Raw genomic sequence first — 12,980 nt, forward strand, 5'->3', positions numbered from 1 at the left:
ATGGCGAAAAAGAAAGCTACTCGAAAGAAAACTCGTAAAAAGGCCACCACGCGAGCAGGCAAGTATGTGAAGGAAGAAATGCACGCCCGTAAGAAGAAGAAAGGGAAGATGAGTAAGAAGCAAGCAGTTGCAATCGGACTCTCTAAGGCCCGTCAAAAAGGTATTAAAGTGCCTAAGAAGAAAAAGGCCTCTAAGAAAAAATCTTCTAAAAAATGAATATTCAGTTAGTCACGGATCAAGAATATCTGCCGACCCTATTAGACCTTCTCTCGAAGGCCAAGAAGTCGGTAGATATTCTTTCTTATTCATTCGCGATTGGAAGTGCATCAGGTAAGCACAATAAAAAGAGTGCTCCTTATGAAATCGCGATGAAGCTCAAAGAAATTAAAGAAGAACGTGGAGACAAACTCCGTATTCGCTTTTTCACGGAAGGTCTTCGTGAAACTGTTCATCGTAATAAAGTTACCGCTGATTTATTGGAAGAGGCCGGAGCTGAAATTGTTTACGGTTCCACACACGCCAAAGGTTTTTGTATCGATGGCCGTTACGTGCTTTTTGGTTCAACCAACCTCACTAATCAATCCATCATGAAGAACAATGAGGCGAACCTTCTTATTGATGATGCAAAAATGGCCAAAGAATTTCTTCGCTATTTTAACCATCTTTGGAAAGGTGGAGAACATGGAGGGATTGTTCTTCGTCCTCCATTCCTGGCCGACGGTGCATTCAAAGAAGTCATTATTGATATGATTGAAGGTGCGAAAAAGAAGATTGAGTTCTCAATTTACTTCTTTAATCAGCGAGATATCGAGAACGCTTTAATTGAAGCTCATGAAAGAGGGGTGGAAATCACAGGCTACATTCATCAACATGCGAGTTTTGCTCTTTCCTACATTCGTGCCAATCGCGCGACGGTCAAACGATTAGAAGCGGCCGGCATTACTGATCTCCATTGGGGACCGCTATATACCTTCTCGCACTCGAAATATATTATTGTGGATCGTAAGGAAATTGCACTTGGGACGGGGAACTGGCTGGATGAGGACGTTTGGGTTCACCCTCAGTTGTATATCAATCTCGAGAGCCCAACGCTTGCACGCGGGCTCGCAAAACATTTAGAGTCTTATATTACTTCTTCTTCATCGACTGAACATAAGCGTGGATAGAAGGCACATCTTTCTCAAACTGAGGTAGAGGTCTCATCGCTTTTGTTTTACGTTTCGGAACAAATCCAGCTGGAAGTTTATCAGGATATCTTCCTGTCTTAACTTTATAAGTCATGACATCCAGAGGAGCATCAGTCACTTCAGGACCAAGAGAACCCTTCATATTCGGATCACGGTTGTGACATTGAATACAGGTTGAAAGCCAAATGCGTTTACCCTTGTTGATATCTACTTGAGCAAATGCCATTTGAGAGAGAAGAAGGGAGCCCATAAGGACTCCCGCAATTTTTATTATCATACAACGATCTCAATTAAAGCGTAGAGGAACACCAGAAGGGCAAGTCCACAATGGATCACACCTTTTACTGTTGTCATTGGTCCTAGTTTACCCTTAATTGCATTCAATTCCAAAAGCAAAATCACTACAGTTACGGCCGAAAAAACACCCGCACCAGAGAAGTTCTCAGGAATTGAAAGGTTTAGGTGACGAGAAGCCCCCATGAAGAACAGAAGAGGGATTGAGAACAACACGTTTGTACGAGAAGCAAGTAGGGCAACCGGACCAGCTTTCGCTGCTTCAGGATTTGCGGCTCCACCAGCAATTACTGTGTTGGCGTTTGCAATAAGAATTTGCTGCTTAGGCCAGATGATAAGCCATACGTTTAAGAACATAATTGTTCCCATAAGGGCACCTGTATAGATGAAAATCCCGTATGAAGATCTCATAAACTCAGGTCCTAGTTCACTTGCTACGATCGAAAGCATCGCTGCTCCTGACAGGAATGTGAAAAGGGCGCCGTATCTGAACCACCAAAGAGCTTTTGGTACTAGTTTCGAGAAAGCTTGGTTCTTAACCGGAGCTTCTACTTCGGCCATGAATGAGCCTTGAACGAAGTTGAAGTAGTACAAGTGGCCGATCCAGGCAACACCTGCGAAGAAGTGAATCCAACGAAGGATCATCATCAATCCATCTTGGGTAAATAGTGCGATATCCATATAAAAGTCTCCTTTGACTATCATCTAATTTAGATGAAGTGACGCGCCAAATGTTCAATTTGTCCGTAAATTGTCATATTGTTAATATAAGAACAAAAAGGACAATATATGGACACGAATATGGAGCTTCTCTCTCATCACCTTGCTAATAACCTGGTGGAACTTCGTCAGAGAAGAAATCTTACTCAAAGTGCTTTAGCTAAATTAGTAGATCTTCCTCGTTCAACCATTGCAAACCTTGAATCAGGAACAGGAAATCCGTCTCTGGCAAATCTCGCTCGCTTGTCCAGTGCTCTTCAAACTTCCATTGATCAACTTCTAACTCCACAAAGAACTTCGGCAACTCTCATTAAAGCGAGTGAAACTCCTATTCAAGAAAGATCACAAGGTCATGTGAAAGTGTTCAAACTACTTCCGGATAAACTTCCAAGCATGGAAATTGACCGAATGGAAATTGAACCAGGATTTTCGATGAAAGGAATTCCTCATGCTCCCGGCACAAAAGAATACTTCCACTGCGTCCAAGGTGAAGTGACGGTGAAAATGTCAGGAGCGGAATACGTGGTTAAGAAAGGAGATACTCTCGCATTTCCGGGGCAGGTATCGCACACCTACGTGAATAGTGGTAAGGTTTTAGGTATTGGTTTAAGCGTGGTGGTTTTAGCACCGTTATCTATTTAATTATGGCCCAAACAGAATTTACAAAAAAAGTAATCGCGACAATTAAGAAGATCCCAAAAGGGAAAGTTGCGACTTATGCACAAATTGCAAAACTTGCCGGTAAACCACAAGGTGTACGCGGCGTGGTTTGGATACTTCATTCAAGTTCGGCCAATAATGATCTTCCATGGTTCCGCGTGATCAATGCCAAAGGGAAAATCTCCTTTCCAGAAATGTCGGAACAACAACTTCGTCAAAAGGCCTTACTGTTAAAAGAGGGCATTGAATTTGGCGAAGGAGATGTGGTCGATCTTAAAGTTTTTCAGTGGAAGAAATAGGTCACGAGTTATATCCTGCTCCCATGAAACTCCTTACAAAAATTGGTCAAAGTAAAAAGCTCTCCCTTGGGCTGATTACTTTATTTGCGATTTGGGCCATGGCCGATGTAGTTCGCGAATACTATTCCGGAGAGGAGTTTTCACACCTGGGTTTTGAGCTCGCGGTGGCGATCCTTGCGCTCATTTGGTCGATCCATTTGTGGCAGGAGAACTTAAAAAAGAGCAAAAAGCTTACTGCAATGCAAAGTCATATTGAAACGCTGACCCAAGAAGCTCAGGATTGGAAAGACCAGAATTTGAAATTGATCGAAGGACTTTCACAGTCCATTCATCATCAGATGCTGCAGTGGGGCTTAACTCCAGCAGAACAAGAAGTGGCCTTGTTGTTGTTAAAAGGTCTTTCGTTTAAAGAGATTGCTGAAATCAGATCGACCTCAGAAAAGACAACCCGCCAGCAGGCACTCATTATTTATCAAAAATCCAAGCTTCCCGGGCGAGCAGAACTCTCTGCGTTCTTTTTAGAAGAATTATTAAGCCCTTCCAAGGCATAGGACATTTCACCTACGGGCATTTTCGCTACAAATTTTGTCTAAATATGGCATATGACTGATGTTCAATGGCGTTTTTTATTCAAAAATGCCGGGATGAAATTCTTTATTCTTCTATTGTTGTCAGTAAATTTCCTATCCGCCAAAAGCGTTAATCCTCGTGAGCTTGCAGATCTTGCCCAGGAACGTGCACCTCTCATCAAAATTTTTTTAGAGCAGGAAAGCATGGGGCAAAGTCAGTTAAAGCAGTCTCACATCCTCGCGAATCCGATTCTGACTTATCAGGGTGGTCGTCTTAAAAGTGGAACTCAAAGTGGTCAGGTGACTGATCTCACTTTAATGCAACCAGTGCCGTGGCCAGGGAAGCGTTCTGCTTTGATTAAGTCCCACGAGTTTTTAAGTCGCATTTCTCAAATGGATGTGGCGGAGGCAAAGCTCTCTTTGGGTCACCGAGTTTATATTCTTGCTTATGAACTCGCTTCAGAGGTTGAGATTGAAAAACACAATAAGGAACGAAAAGAGCGCTTCTCGCTGATCGCGAAATATCTGTCGAGTCGTCCGTTGGCCTCGCCTAAACAGCAACTGGATAGAGACATCATTGAATCTCAGATTCGTCTGGTTGAGAAACTGATGAACCAAGTGACCGCAAGAAAGAATGGTCTTCGTGAGGAGCTTCGACTTCTCACTGGTCTGGATGATCTGGAGATCAATGTTGATTGGGAAAAACTACCGAATGCTCATCCTCGAGATTTCTACGCCTCAAATATTGGAGAGGGGTGGAGACTGAAGAAAATTGATCAGAGTGTGAAGCTCAGTGAAAACAGAATTGAAGAAGCCCGTCTTCAAGCAAGACCAGACATCATGGTGGGCGTGAACTATCGTCAGGAGAATGTGGCCCCAACAAACCACTTCTATCACGGACAAGTGGCGGTAGTAATTCCTATCGTTGACCGTGGACAACATTCAGTTCAAACGGCAAGAGCACAGCTCAGACGTGAAGAGGCCTCGATGAAACTGGCCCTTCAGGAAACCAATACGGAACTTGCCTATTCATATGAGTCCCTTCTGGCCGCGAAAAATGGGGTTTCTCTTTTTCCAATGAATCTAAGACGTAAATCTGAAGTCCGGTTCCAAAGAGCTGAGGATGCTTTTCGCAAAGGTCAAATCGATGTGATGACTTTTCTTCAGAGTGATACTCAGGTTCACGAAAATATTGATCTCATCTACACATCAAGACTTGAGTATCTCACCGCTGTTTCTCGTCTGGAGCAATTAGTTGGTCATTATCTGGAGGAGAAGTAAGTGTTAAAGTCGATTGTTGATTTCTCATTAAGGAATAAGCTGGGTGTTTTGCTTGTTACAGGAGTAATCACTCTTTTTTGTGCCTTCAGTATTCCGGATATGGCCATTGATGCTGTTCCTGATATCACAAACGTTCAGGTACAAGTGAACGTAAAGACCGGTGCCCTTGATCCGGAGAACATTGAACTTCAAGTGACTCGTCCCATGGAGATTGATTTCTCGGGGATTCCAAATCTTCATGATATGCGTTCCATTTCGAAATTTGGTTTGGCGCAAGTCACACTTATTTTTGAAGATGGCACAGACATTTACTGGGCCAGACAGCAAGTTTCTGAGCGGATGAACTCAATACGACTTCCCAACGAAGTTATTCCAGAGCTTGCACCCATAACCACCGGCCTGGGTGAGGTTTTTATGTATACTTTGAAAGTCGATGCAACTTCTAAGTTGTATTCACTTTCTGAGGAAGAGCAGCTAAAGGAACTCCGGACAATTCAGGATTACACCATTAAACCGCACTTGAAACGAGTCAAGGGTGTGGCCGATGTGGATTCCAATGGTGGGTTTGTTAAAGAAATTCACATTAACTTTCTTCCTAAAAAAATGGATAAGTTTGGTCTGACGATTAAACAGCTATTAGCAAAACTGGAATCCCTCGGCGTGAATGCGGGTGGGGGTTACATTCAGTTTTCAAAAGAACAGATCATTGTTCGTACTTTCCCTCGCATGCCGGACCTGGAAACTATTTCTAATTTAAGCCTAGGGATCAATGCACTCGGCATTCCGATTAAGATTTCAGACGTGGCGGAGGTGAGAGAAGATCACTCACTTCGAGTGGGGGCCGCTACTTACGCTGGGAAAGAAAGTGTTCTTGGTACTGTGCTTATGCGTATTGGGGCAAACGGTCGCAATGTGGTGGAGGGAGTAGAAGAGGCCCTGACAACACTTAAGCTTCCTCAGGGTGTTCATATTGAGCGTCTCTATACTAGAAAGTTTCTGGTAGATAACACCATCAAAACTGTTTCCACATCGCTTGTAGAAGGCGCAGTGCTGGTAGTTTTGATCCTTCTTATTCTTCTTGGAAATATCAAGGCCGCGATCATTGTGGCACTCGCCATTCCGCTCTCTATGCTGGTGGCGATCCGAGGGATGAACTTCTTTGGCGTTACCGGAAACCTTATGAGTTTGGGGGCGATTGACTTTGGTCTCTTGGTCGATGGGTCAGTTGTTATCATCGAAGCAATTCTTGCGCATCTTGCGATTGAACATACACGAGATAAGTCTGAAGTTCTAAAAGAAGCGGCGACAGATGTAATGGGACCGGTAGTTTCTGGTCTTTTACTTATTATGGCGGTGTATATTCCGATTCTGACTCTTGAAGGGGTAGAAGGGAAGATGTTCCGTCCAATGGCCATTACAGTTCTTCTTGCATTGGGTGCTTCTCTTCTAATTGCAATGTTTGTGATGCCTGTTCTGTCTGATTTCTTTTTAAAGAACGCTCATATCGGTGAAGATCACGACACATGGTTCTTTAAGAAGGCGAAGAAAATTTTTATTCCTCTTTTTGATAAGGTTCTTCGTCACCCTGTGAAGGCCTATGGAAGTGCACTCGTCTTATTTCTGGTTTCAATTTTCCTTCTTACTCGTCTTGGTTCAGATTTTATTCCTGAGCTTGATGAAGGTGACTTGGTTCTAGGCCTAACTCGAAATGCTCGTATTGGTATTGATGCTTCAGTAAGTGAACAGGAGAAAGTTGAAAAGCTCATCATGACTTATCCTGAAGTGGAAAAAGTTTTTGCCCGTCTAGGTACTCCAGAGTCTGCGACAGATCCAATGGGTGTAAACCTTGCTGACACATTCATCATTCTTCAAAAAGATCGAAAGAAGTGGCGCTTTAAAACTAAAGATGAATTAATCGAAGCTTTAATGAAAGACATTGAAAAGCATGATCCAACTACGGAGGTCTCGGCGACTCAACCGATTGGTATGCGTTTCAACGAAATGCTTGAAGGTTCTCGTGCGGACATCAGTTTAAGAATTCTAGGACCTGATTTAAAAGAGCTATTTGATTATGGCGAGAAGGCGCAAGAAATTATTCTTCCTATTCAAGGAGTGGAGAGTATCGAGCAAGATCCTCTAACTGCCCTTAGACGAGGACCAGTTCTTGATATTAAGCCTAAGTTTGAAAAGATGGCTGCCTACGGGATTACATTACTTGAACTAAACGAATCAGTAGAAATTGCGCTCGCAGGACGAGAAGTGGGGAGTTTTATCTCTGACAATATTCGCTTTCCGATTGTTACTCATATGGATGAAAGTCTTCGAGATGATCCAAAAGAAATCTCTCGCATTCCAATTGAACTTCCATTGGGTGGAACAATTCCGTTAAGCGATATCGCGACGATTACTCAAGACGAACAGATCACTACGATTGCCCGCCATTGGGGTAACAGATACTCCGCAGTTTCCATCAACGTTTCTGGACGTGATTTGGGAAGTCTAGTGAAAGAGGCCCAGGATAAAATCAAAGAAAAATTAAACTTGAAAGAGGGATACACTCTTAGTTGGGGTGGACAGTTTAAGAACATGGAACGCGCAAACAAACGTCTCATGATCATTGTTCCGCTTACCTTATTAGGCGTGTTCCTGATCCTCTGGAAAGTGTTTGGAAAACTAGCTCCAACTCTTATTGTATTCGCCTCAGTTCCTTTTGCGGCGGTAGGAGGAATTCTCGCCCTTTACATTCGAGGCCTTCACCTAAGTGTTTCGGCCGGAGTAGGGTTTATTGCTCTTATCGGTATCGCTCTTCTGAATTCCCTGGTGCTGATGAATGTGCTTTTGACGGATCAGTCTGATTTGAGTGTAGAAGAAAGAGTTAAAAAGGGAACTTTGTCCCGTCTTCGCCCGGTTTTAATGACGGCCCTTGTTGCGGGACTTGGTTTTTTACCTATGGCCTTGAATACAGGGATTGGTGCAGAGGTACAAAGGCCGCTTGCCACTGTTGTTATTGGTGGACTCATGAGTTCGACTTTCTTAACATTATTCCTACTTCCAACTGCCTTTATGAGTTGGCGTAAAAGAGGAAATTAGAATGTTTTCAAAATTCTGTTTGATTATAGTCGCGGCTGTTCTTGTTGGGTGTTCCACCACGAAGACCCTAAAAGAAATTCCGGGTGAAGGTCCTCAAGGCAGCGATCACGTATTCAAGATGTCTAAGTACATTATTGAAGTAAAAGATTCGTCGAGCCGTCGTCTAAAGTTTTACTTCTACGATATGGAAATGAAGCCGATCAATATCAACATGGTTGAAATCAAAAAGGGTATTCTTGATCCTGATAATACCAAGGCCAATTACGGAATCGATTTCATCCGTCGCACTGACTATATCGAAGGAATTGTGCACACGAAATACAGTCAAAAGCACAACTATGACATCGATCTAGATGTGAAGATTGATGGGGACAGAAGGAAGATCACTATACCCTTAAGGAATGATGATTAAGAATTGTTAATTAAAGCCTTAAGAATGACTAAACTTTAATGTAATAACAATTGAAAACACACTCAAAAAAGCTTTAAGGATATCTTGAGTGGTCGTCCTCGATGAACTCTTCTATTTACTTCCTCATTCAATGGGGAGTTTCTATGAAATCAATCATTCTTATTTCAGCTGTTTTATTTTCTAGTTTCTCGTTCGCTCAAAAAACTCAAAATTTTTATGTCTGTAAGGCAAAAACTTTTTGTCACAAGCTTGATGCTTTCGGTGAGAGAGTTGTTGTTGGACAAAAGACCTGCACGACTTATGGATCTGGTGTTGCACACACAGGTTACTATGCTGCTTGTTCTTCAGAAGCAGTTTATGGAAAGTCTGTTGAGTGTTCTGGATTTGTAAAAGTGAAAGACGCCTATGATAGAGAAGAGTGGAGATGGAAGACGATTACCGAAACATGTAATTAAAAAATAAGGCCCCTTATCGGGGCCTTTTTTGTTACTTCGTAATGAAGTTAACTTTTAAGTTTGTACCGCGAAGATCGGCATCAAGATCACACTTTCCTGAAAGGAAAATTGTTGGTCTCTTGAATACACGGCTTACACCCATCTTACCGCAGTTCACGTCACCGTTTTCACCGTGATAAATGATCTGACCATCCATAAGCATTAGGTTATCAATTTTGATTGTGTCTTCGAAAATCACTACTGGGAAAGTTTGTGGAGCACGTGGGAAGTAAACACCACCTGGACCATAGTGACCGCCGCCCATATCTGTATAGCGCTCTTCAGTCGCTGTTACTTTAGCGAAGCCTTCTCCAGTTTGTGTGTCCATGTAGAAACGTGTGAACGCACGAGTTGAGAAAGAACGAGACATAGGAAGGTTAACGTTAAGAATCTGAACTGTTTCAGCTTGAGCAACTGAAGCTACAAGGGCGAGAGCTGCGATGATAAGTTTTTTCATGATTTCTCCTGAGTTGATCTAAAAGAGGGCCACTTTATAGCCCTTTTCAGATGAAATGGGAAATCTTGCAGAGTGTAATCAGGCCTTTTTGAGATAGGCTGCAACCAGTACGATTTGGATGCCGTTTACGCGGCCTTCAATGTGTTTTGGATTATTAGTTAAACTAATGTTTTTGACCAGCGTCCCACGTTTTGCCGTAAAGCCAGCACCTTTCACATCAAGATCTTTGATCAAAGTCACGGAATCACCATCGGCAAGGCGAGTGCCATTGCTATCAAGAGTTGGTGCTGAAGAATCCACTTCTTCTTCTTCCGGAAGACCAGACTTCGCAAATTCCACAACCGCTTCATCAAGATAAAGCTGTTCAAGAAGTTCACGGGCCCAAGCTTCTTCTTTTAGAAGAGTAAGCATTCTCCATGCCATGACTTGAACTGCTTGATGTTCGCTCCACATGCTGTCATTTAAGCAGCGCCAGTGATTAGCATCAAGGTTTGTTGGATTTTCAATTTGAGTTTTACAAGTATCGCAAACAATCAAAGCGGTATTTTCATCGGCCTTTGCGGTAGGTGGAATCTCGTAAAGAGAAACATTATTAGAGCTTCCGCAAAGCTCGCAATTTGAATGGGCACGACTCATTAGAGTGTTTAAAAGGCTCATGGTTACTCCGATTGAATAGACCATGAGCTTAACATAATGAATGTGATGAAACTAGTTTGTTTTCTTTTCTGTGATATATGTCAGTAAAGCCACCACCGGCATCGCAAAACCCACCCACGAAGTCAGTTCCCAACCACCGCGAGCATAGGCCCAGGCACCAAGGGCTGAACCAGTCGCTCCACCGATAAAGATGAGGGCGATATAAAGACCATTAAGGCGGCTTCTGAATTCGGCAGGAAGCTCGAACACAGCTCTTTGTCCAAGAACCAGGTTAGCGGTTACACCAGCATCAAGAAGAATCGCCGCAAATACTAACGACATCAGAGCGACAAATGATCCAGCAGGGAAGAAGTGACTTACAAGGAATGAAAGCGAACACGAAATCATCGCCACGTAAGTTGCAGCTTTAGTCCAACCTTTATCAGCGGCCTTACCAGCGAAAGGAGCTGAGACTGCGCCTGCCACACCTACAAGTGCGAAGAGGGCCACGGCAGATTGTGAAAGTTTAAATTCTGGTCCAAGGAGAAGAAGAGGGCTTGCGGTCCAGAATAAACAGAAGGCTCCAAAGAGACATGCTTGATAAAAAGCACGATATCTTAAAACTGGCGTTGTCTTGAAAAGCTCATACATCGATTTAAGAAGTTGAGAATATTTCAAATCAGGGTTCGTTGGTTGTTTTTCAGGAAGAACTTTATAGAGAAGAAGACCAATCAGGGCCATTAGAATGGCCGAAAGAACGAAGACCGCGTGCCAATGAAATAAGTCTGAAAGTACACTTGCAGTCGGACGCGAAAGCATAATACCAACCATGAGTCCGCTCATGAGATTACCAATCACTTGGCCTCTCTTCGTTTCAGGAACCATTGAAGCAGCAAGTGGCACAAGAATTTGTACAGTAGAAGCTCCTACACCTGTAGCAAAGGCCGCGAGGAAATAAGGTACAACACTGGTTGCAAATGCGAGACCGAGTAGGCTGACAATTCCAACTCCAATCATGATCAGAGTCAGTTTTCTGCTTTCATAAATATCACCTAGTGGAACGATGAGAAGTACACCAATACCGTAACCGGCCTGAGTGAGTGTTACCACCAGACCTGCAAGTTCAGGAGCAAGTCCAAGGGCCTTGCTGATCATAGAGATCAGCGGTTGGGCATAATAGTTATTGGCAACGATCACACCTACTGCAGTAGCGAGGACCAAAACCATGCTTTTAGAAAGGGAATTTGTAGAGTTCATTAGAGACCTGTGGAAAGTTAGATAAACTTCGAACAATCTAAATCTTTAGTTGCGAGGAATCAAGAAAATTGTTAGATATTTATCTAACAATGACTAAAAGAATAAAATCTGTTTCCATAGATCAAGTAATGAAGGCCCTGGGTGATCCGGTTAGGATCTCTGTAGTTAAACAACTACTAGACGCTGGCGAAGAAATGGCCTGTGGTACCTTTGAGCACTCACTTACAAAGGCCACATTCTCTCATCACATTAAAATTCTTTTAGATGCTGGAGTTATTTCACGTCGTGAAGATGGAACTCGTAAATTCTTATCGTTGAATGAAGCCCTGGATAAGGAATACCCAGGACTTCTGAAACTTATTCAACAATCTTAATTGTATACCTGCGATTCACCACTCGTTGAACGAGCGAGAAGTTGTTTCTCGTCTTTAAAATACTGAACCATAAGTGGACGTAGAAGTGTCGCACGTTGGTCTTTCCAATCTCGGAAGAACTCAGTCATGAGTGCTAGCGAAGTATTAGGAATTGCTCCTGCTTGAACCATGCGATCAATTGCTGTGTCGTGAGAAACATGACTTAGTCCACCGACAGCATCAACTGGAATCATCACTTCATAATCGTCCCTGAGTGCATCCACCACCGGAAAAGCGAGACAAATTTCTGTCCATAAAGCACAGAAGATCAAATGCTTCTTACCAGTCGCTTTCACTGCTGCTTTGAAAGCTTCATCTTCCCAAGCATTCATACTTGATCGATCAATCTCAGTTGAATTCGGTACCAAGTCTCTGATTGATTTACGAGTTGATTGGTTCACACCCATTTGAACGCCTACAGTACTTAAGATCGTAGGTATTTTTAAGGCGCTGGCCGCTTTAAGAAGAAGTTTCACGTTGAGGTCCACTTCATTGGGATCACTAGATCGAATCTTGGCGAACATTTCTTCTTGATAATCAATCAGGATCAGGGCCACTTGCGACGAGTCCCATAGAGATGTTTTCTTCATATAAGCCTCCTTAGGCTTTTCTATTTTTCTTCGAAGGCCTCTATATCCAGCAAAATATCTACATCATTTCCTACGAGTAGACCTCCGCCACTTACTGGAGCATCGAAAGGCATGCCGAAGTCTTTACGATTTATTTTCCCCTTGGCTGTAAAACCCACCTTGGTTTTACCTTCCATATCTTTTCTACTTCCGTTATAGGTGAGATCAAATGTGACGGGTTTAGTGACTCCAAGAAGAGTGAGGTCTCCGGTCCATTTATAATCATTGTTTTTCTTCTTGGTAATTTTGCTATTTGTGATGGTCATCTCAGGAAACTTTTCAACGTTGAAGAATTCTTTTGAGCGAAGATGATCATCGCGCTTTTGAACACCGGTATCGATGCTTGTGGTTTTCACCACAAAGCTCGTGTCTTTCAACGTTCCTGCTTTTGGATCAAAATCAAATGTCCCAATGAAATTATTAAATTGTCCGTTAACTTGATTGATCATCATATGCATCACCCTGAAGCCAATGCGAGTGTGATCAGGATCAGTTCTATAACGAGTAGCGAAGGTAAGGGTAGGAAGAAGACAAAGCGCAAAAAGCAAAATTTTCATTCGGACTCCTTTATTGGTGCCGATG

17 protein-coding genes are annotated in these 12,980 nt (G+C 42.9%); 10 read left to right on the forward strand and 7 right to left on the reverse strand.

Annotated elements, in window-relative coordinates; translation table 11 throughout:
* Positions 1–216 carry a DUF6496 domain-containing protein gene (locus tag SOO65_RS08160; protein WP_321399211.1) on the forward strand — a complete coding sequence of 72 codons (216 nt, stop codon included), beginning with the start codon at positions 1–3 and terminating at the stop codon, positions 214–216.
* Positions 213–1,166 (forward strand): phospholipase D-like domain-containing protein, encoded by a 954-nt coding sequence (locus SOO65_RS08165; protein WP_321399212.1) that lies wholly within the window; start codon positions 213–215, stop codon positions 1,164–1,166. The genes SOO65_RS08160 and SOO65_RS08165 overlap by 4 nt, the downstream gene beginning before the upstream one ends.
* Here the strand turns inward: SOO65_RS08165 and SOO65_RS08170 are convergent.
* Both SOO65_RS08170 and SOO65_RS08175 read right to left on the reverse strand, forming a co-directional pair.
* Positions 1,129–1,437: a hypothetical protein gene (locus SOO65_RS08170; protein ID WP_321399214.1), complete on the reverse strand. Its 309-nt coding sequence runs from the start codon at positions 1,435–1,437 to the stop codon at positions 1,129–1,131. The genes SOO65_RS08165 and SOO65_RS08170 overlap by 38 nt on opposite strands.
* Before the next feature lie 23 nt (positions 1,438–1,460).
* On the reverse strand, positions 1,461–2,162 hold the full coding sequence (locus tag SOO65_RS08175; RefSeq protein ID WP_321399215.1) for a urate hydroxylase PuuD: 702 nt from the start codon (positions 2,160–2,162) through the stop codon (positions 1,461–1,463).
* Between the two features lie 108 nt (positions 2,163–2,270).
* Between SOO65_RS08175 and SOO65_RS08180 the strand changes: the two genes are divergently transcribed.
* The 7 genes from SOO65_RS08180 to SOO65_RS08210 all read left to right on the forward strand — a co-directional run bounded on the left by SOO65_RS08180 (position 2,271) and on the right by SOO65_RS08210 (position 8,967).
* Entirely contained in the window at positions 2,271–2,843 is a 573-nt protein-coding gene (locus SOO65_RS08180; protein WP_321399217.1) for a helix-turn-helix domain-containing protein, read from the forward strand.
* A gap of 2 nt (positions 2,844–2,845) precedes the next feature.
* Positions 2,846–3,160, forward strand: coding sequence for an MGMT family protein (locus tag SOO65_RS08185; RefSeq protein WP_321399218.1), 315 nt, complete (start codon positions 2,846–2,848; stop codon positions 3,158–3,160).
* A gap of 23 nt (positions 3,161–3,183) precedes the next feature.
* A complete protein-coding gene (locus SOO65_RS08190; RefSeq protein WP_321399220.1) occupies positions 3,184–3,711 on the forward strand; it encodes a helix-turn-helix transcriptional regulator in 528 nt (175 codons plus the stop codon).
* A gap of 93 nt (positions 3,712–3,804) precedes the next feature.
* Positions 3,805–5,010: a TolC family protein gene (locus SOO65_RS08195; protein ID WP_321399221.1), complete on the forward strand. Its 1,206-nt coding sequence runs from the start codon at positions 3,805–3,807 to the stop codon at positions 5,008–5,010.
* Complete coding sequence (locus SOO65_RS08200) at positions 5,011–8,100, forward strand: efflux RND transporter permease subunit (RefSeq protein WP_321399224.1); 3,090 nt, start codon at positions 5,011–5,013, stop codon at positions 8,098–8,100.
* Position 8,101: 1 nt separating this feature from the next.
* Positions 8,102–8,512 (forward strand): hypothetical protein, encoded by a 411-nt coding sequence (locus tag SOO65_RS08205; protein ID WP_321399226.1) that lies wholly within the window; start codon positions 8,102–8,104, stop codon positions 8,510–8,512.
* A 143-nt stretch (positions 8,513–8,655) separates the two neighbouring features.
* The gene (locus SOO65_RS08210; protein ID WP_321399228.1) at positions 8,656–8,967 is read left to right on the forward strand and encodes a hypothetical protein; all 312 of its coding nucleotides are present in this window, start codon (positions 8,656–8,658) and stop codon (positions 8,965–8,967) included.
* 31 nt (positions 8,968–8,998) lie between these two features.
* Here the strand turns inward: SOO65_RS08210 and SOO65_RS08215 are convergent, their stop codons facing one another.
* The 3 genes from SOO65_RS08215 to SOO65_RS08225 all read right to left on the reverse strand — a co-directional run bounded on the left by SOO65_RS08215 (position 8,999) and on the right by SOO65_RS08225 (position 11,356).
* The gene (locus SOO65_RS08215; RefSeq protein WP_321399230.1) at positions 8,999–9,463 is read right to left on the reverse strand and encodes a hypothetical protein; all 465 of its coding nucleotides are present in this window, start codon (positions 9,461–9,463) and stop codon (positions 8,999–9,001) included.
* Between the two features lie 78 nt (positions 9,464–9,541).
* Positions 9,542–10,120, reverse strand: coding sequence for a PhnA domain-containing protein (locus SOO65_RS08220; protein WP_321399232.1), 579 nt, complete (start codon positions 10,118–10,120; stop codon positions 9,542–9,544).
* 51 nt (positions 10,121–10,171) lie between these two features.
* Positions 10,172–11,356 carry an MFS transporter gene (locus SOO65_RS08225; RefSeq protein ID WP_321399234.1) on the reverse strand — a complete coding sequence of 395 codons (1,185 nt, stop codon included), beginning with the start codon at positions 11,354–11,356 and terminating at the stop codon, positions 10,172–10,174.
* Positions 11,357–11,445: 89 nt separating this feature from the next.
* Here SOO65_RS08225 and SOO65_RS08230 point away from each other — a divergent pair, with 89 nt between their 5' ends.
* Complete coding sequence (locus SOO65_RS08230; protein WP_321399236.1) at positions 11,446–11,730, forward strand: ArsR/SmtB family transcription factor; 285 nt, start codon at positions 11,446–11,448, stop codon at positions 11,728–11,730.
* Here the strand turns inward: SOO65_RS08230 and SOO65_RS08235 are convergent.
* Both SOO65_RS08235 and SOO65_RS08240 read right to left on the reverse strand, forming a co-directional pair.
* Positions 11,727–12,359: an isochorismatase family protein gene (locus SOO65_RS08235; protein ID WP_321399237.1), complete on the reverse strand. Its 633-nt coding sequence runs from the start codon at positions 12,357–12,359 to the stop codon at positions 11,727–11,729. The genes SOO65_RS08230 and SOO65_RS08235 overlap by 4 nt on opposite strands.
* Before the next feature lie 20 nt (positions 12,360–12,379).
* Positions 12,380–12,955, reverse strand: coding sequence for a YceI family protein (locus SOO65_RS08240; RefSeq protein WP_321399239.1), 576 nt, complete (start codon positions 12,953–12,955; stop codon positions 12,380–12,382).
* Positions 12,956–12,980 lie beyond the last annotated feature (25 nt).

The organism is Peredibacter starrii, assembly GCF_034259205.1.
GTDB classification, from domain to species: Bacteria; Bdellovibrionota; Bacteriovoracia; order Bacteriovoracales; family Bacteriovoracaceae; genus Peredibacter; species Peredibacter starrii.

Bases quoted from the DNA above. Each gene is read 5' to 3' on its own strand.
- SOO65_RS08185 (WP_321399218.1), top strand. From the start codon at position 2,846: ATGGCCCAAACAGAATTTACAAAAAAAGTAATCGCGACAATTAAGAAG.
- SOO65_RS08190 (WP_321399220.1), top strand. From the start codon at position 3,184: ATGAAACTCCTTACAAAAATTGGTCAAAGTAAAAAGCTCTCCCTTGGG.
- SOO65_RS08170 (WP_321399214.1), bottom strand. From the start codon at position 1,437: ATGGGCTCCCTTCTTCTCTCTCAAATGGCATTTGCTCAAGTAGATATC.
- SOO65_RS08215 (WP_321399230.1), bottom strand. From the start codon at position 9,463: ATGAAAAAACTTATCATCGCAGCTCTCGCCCTTGTAGCTTCAGTTGCT.
- SOO65_RS08240 (WP_321399239.1), bottom strand. From the start codon at position 12,955: ATGAAAATTTTGCTTTTTGCGCTTTGTCTTCTTCCTACCCTTACCTTC.
- SOO65_RS08225 (WP_321399234.1), bottom strand. From the start codon at position 11,356: ATGAACTCTACAAATTCCCTTTCTAAAAGCATGGTTTTGGTCCTCGCT.
- SOO65_RS08195 (WP_321399221.1), top strand. From the start codon at position 3,805: ATGAAATTCTTTATTCTTCTATTGTTGTCAGTAAATTTCCTATCCGCC.
- SOO65_RS08235 (WP_321399237.1), bottom strand. From the start codon at position 12,359: ATGAAGAAAACATCTCTATGGGACTCGTCGCAAGTGGCCCTGATCCTG.
- SOO65_RS08180 (WP_321399217.1), top strand. From the start codon at position 2,271: ATGGACACGAATATGGAGCTTCTCTCTCATCACCTTGCTAATAACCTG.
- SOO65_RS08175 (WP_321399215.1), bottom strand. From the start codon at position 2,162: ATGGATATCGCACTATTTACCCAAGATGGATTGATGATGATCCTTCGT.
- SOO65_RS08160 (WP_321399211.1), top strand. From the start codon at position 1: ATGGCGAAAAAGAAAGCTACTCGAAAGAAAACTCGTAAAAAGGCCACC.
- SOO65_RS08220 (WP_321399232.1), bottom strand. From the start codon at position 10,120: ATGAGCCTTTTAAACACTCTAATGAGTCGTGCCCATTCAAATTGCGAG.
- SOO65_RS08210 (WP_321399228.1), top strand. From the start codon at position 8,656: ATGAAATCAATCATTCTTATTTCAGCTGTTTTATTTTCTAGTTTCTCG.
- SOO65_RS08165 (WP_321399212.1), top strand. From the start codon at position 213: ATGAATATTCAGTTAGTCACGGATCAAGAATATCTGCCGACCCTATTA.
- SOO65_RS08205 (WP_321399226.1), top strand. From the start codon at position 8,102: ATGTTTTCAAAATTCTGTTTGATTATAGTCGCGGCTGTTCTTGTTGGG.
- SOO65_RS08230 (WP_321399236.1), top strand. From the start codon at position 11,446: ATGACTAAAAGAATAAAATCTGTTTCCATAGATCAAGTAATGAAGGCC.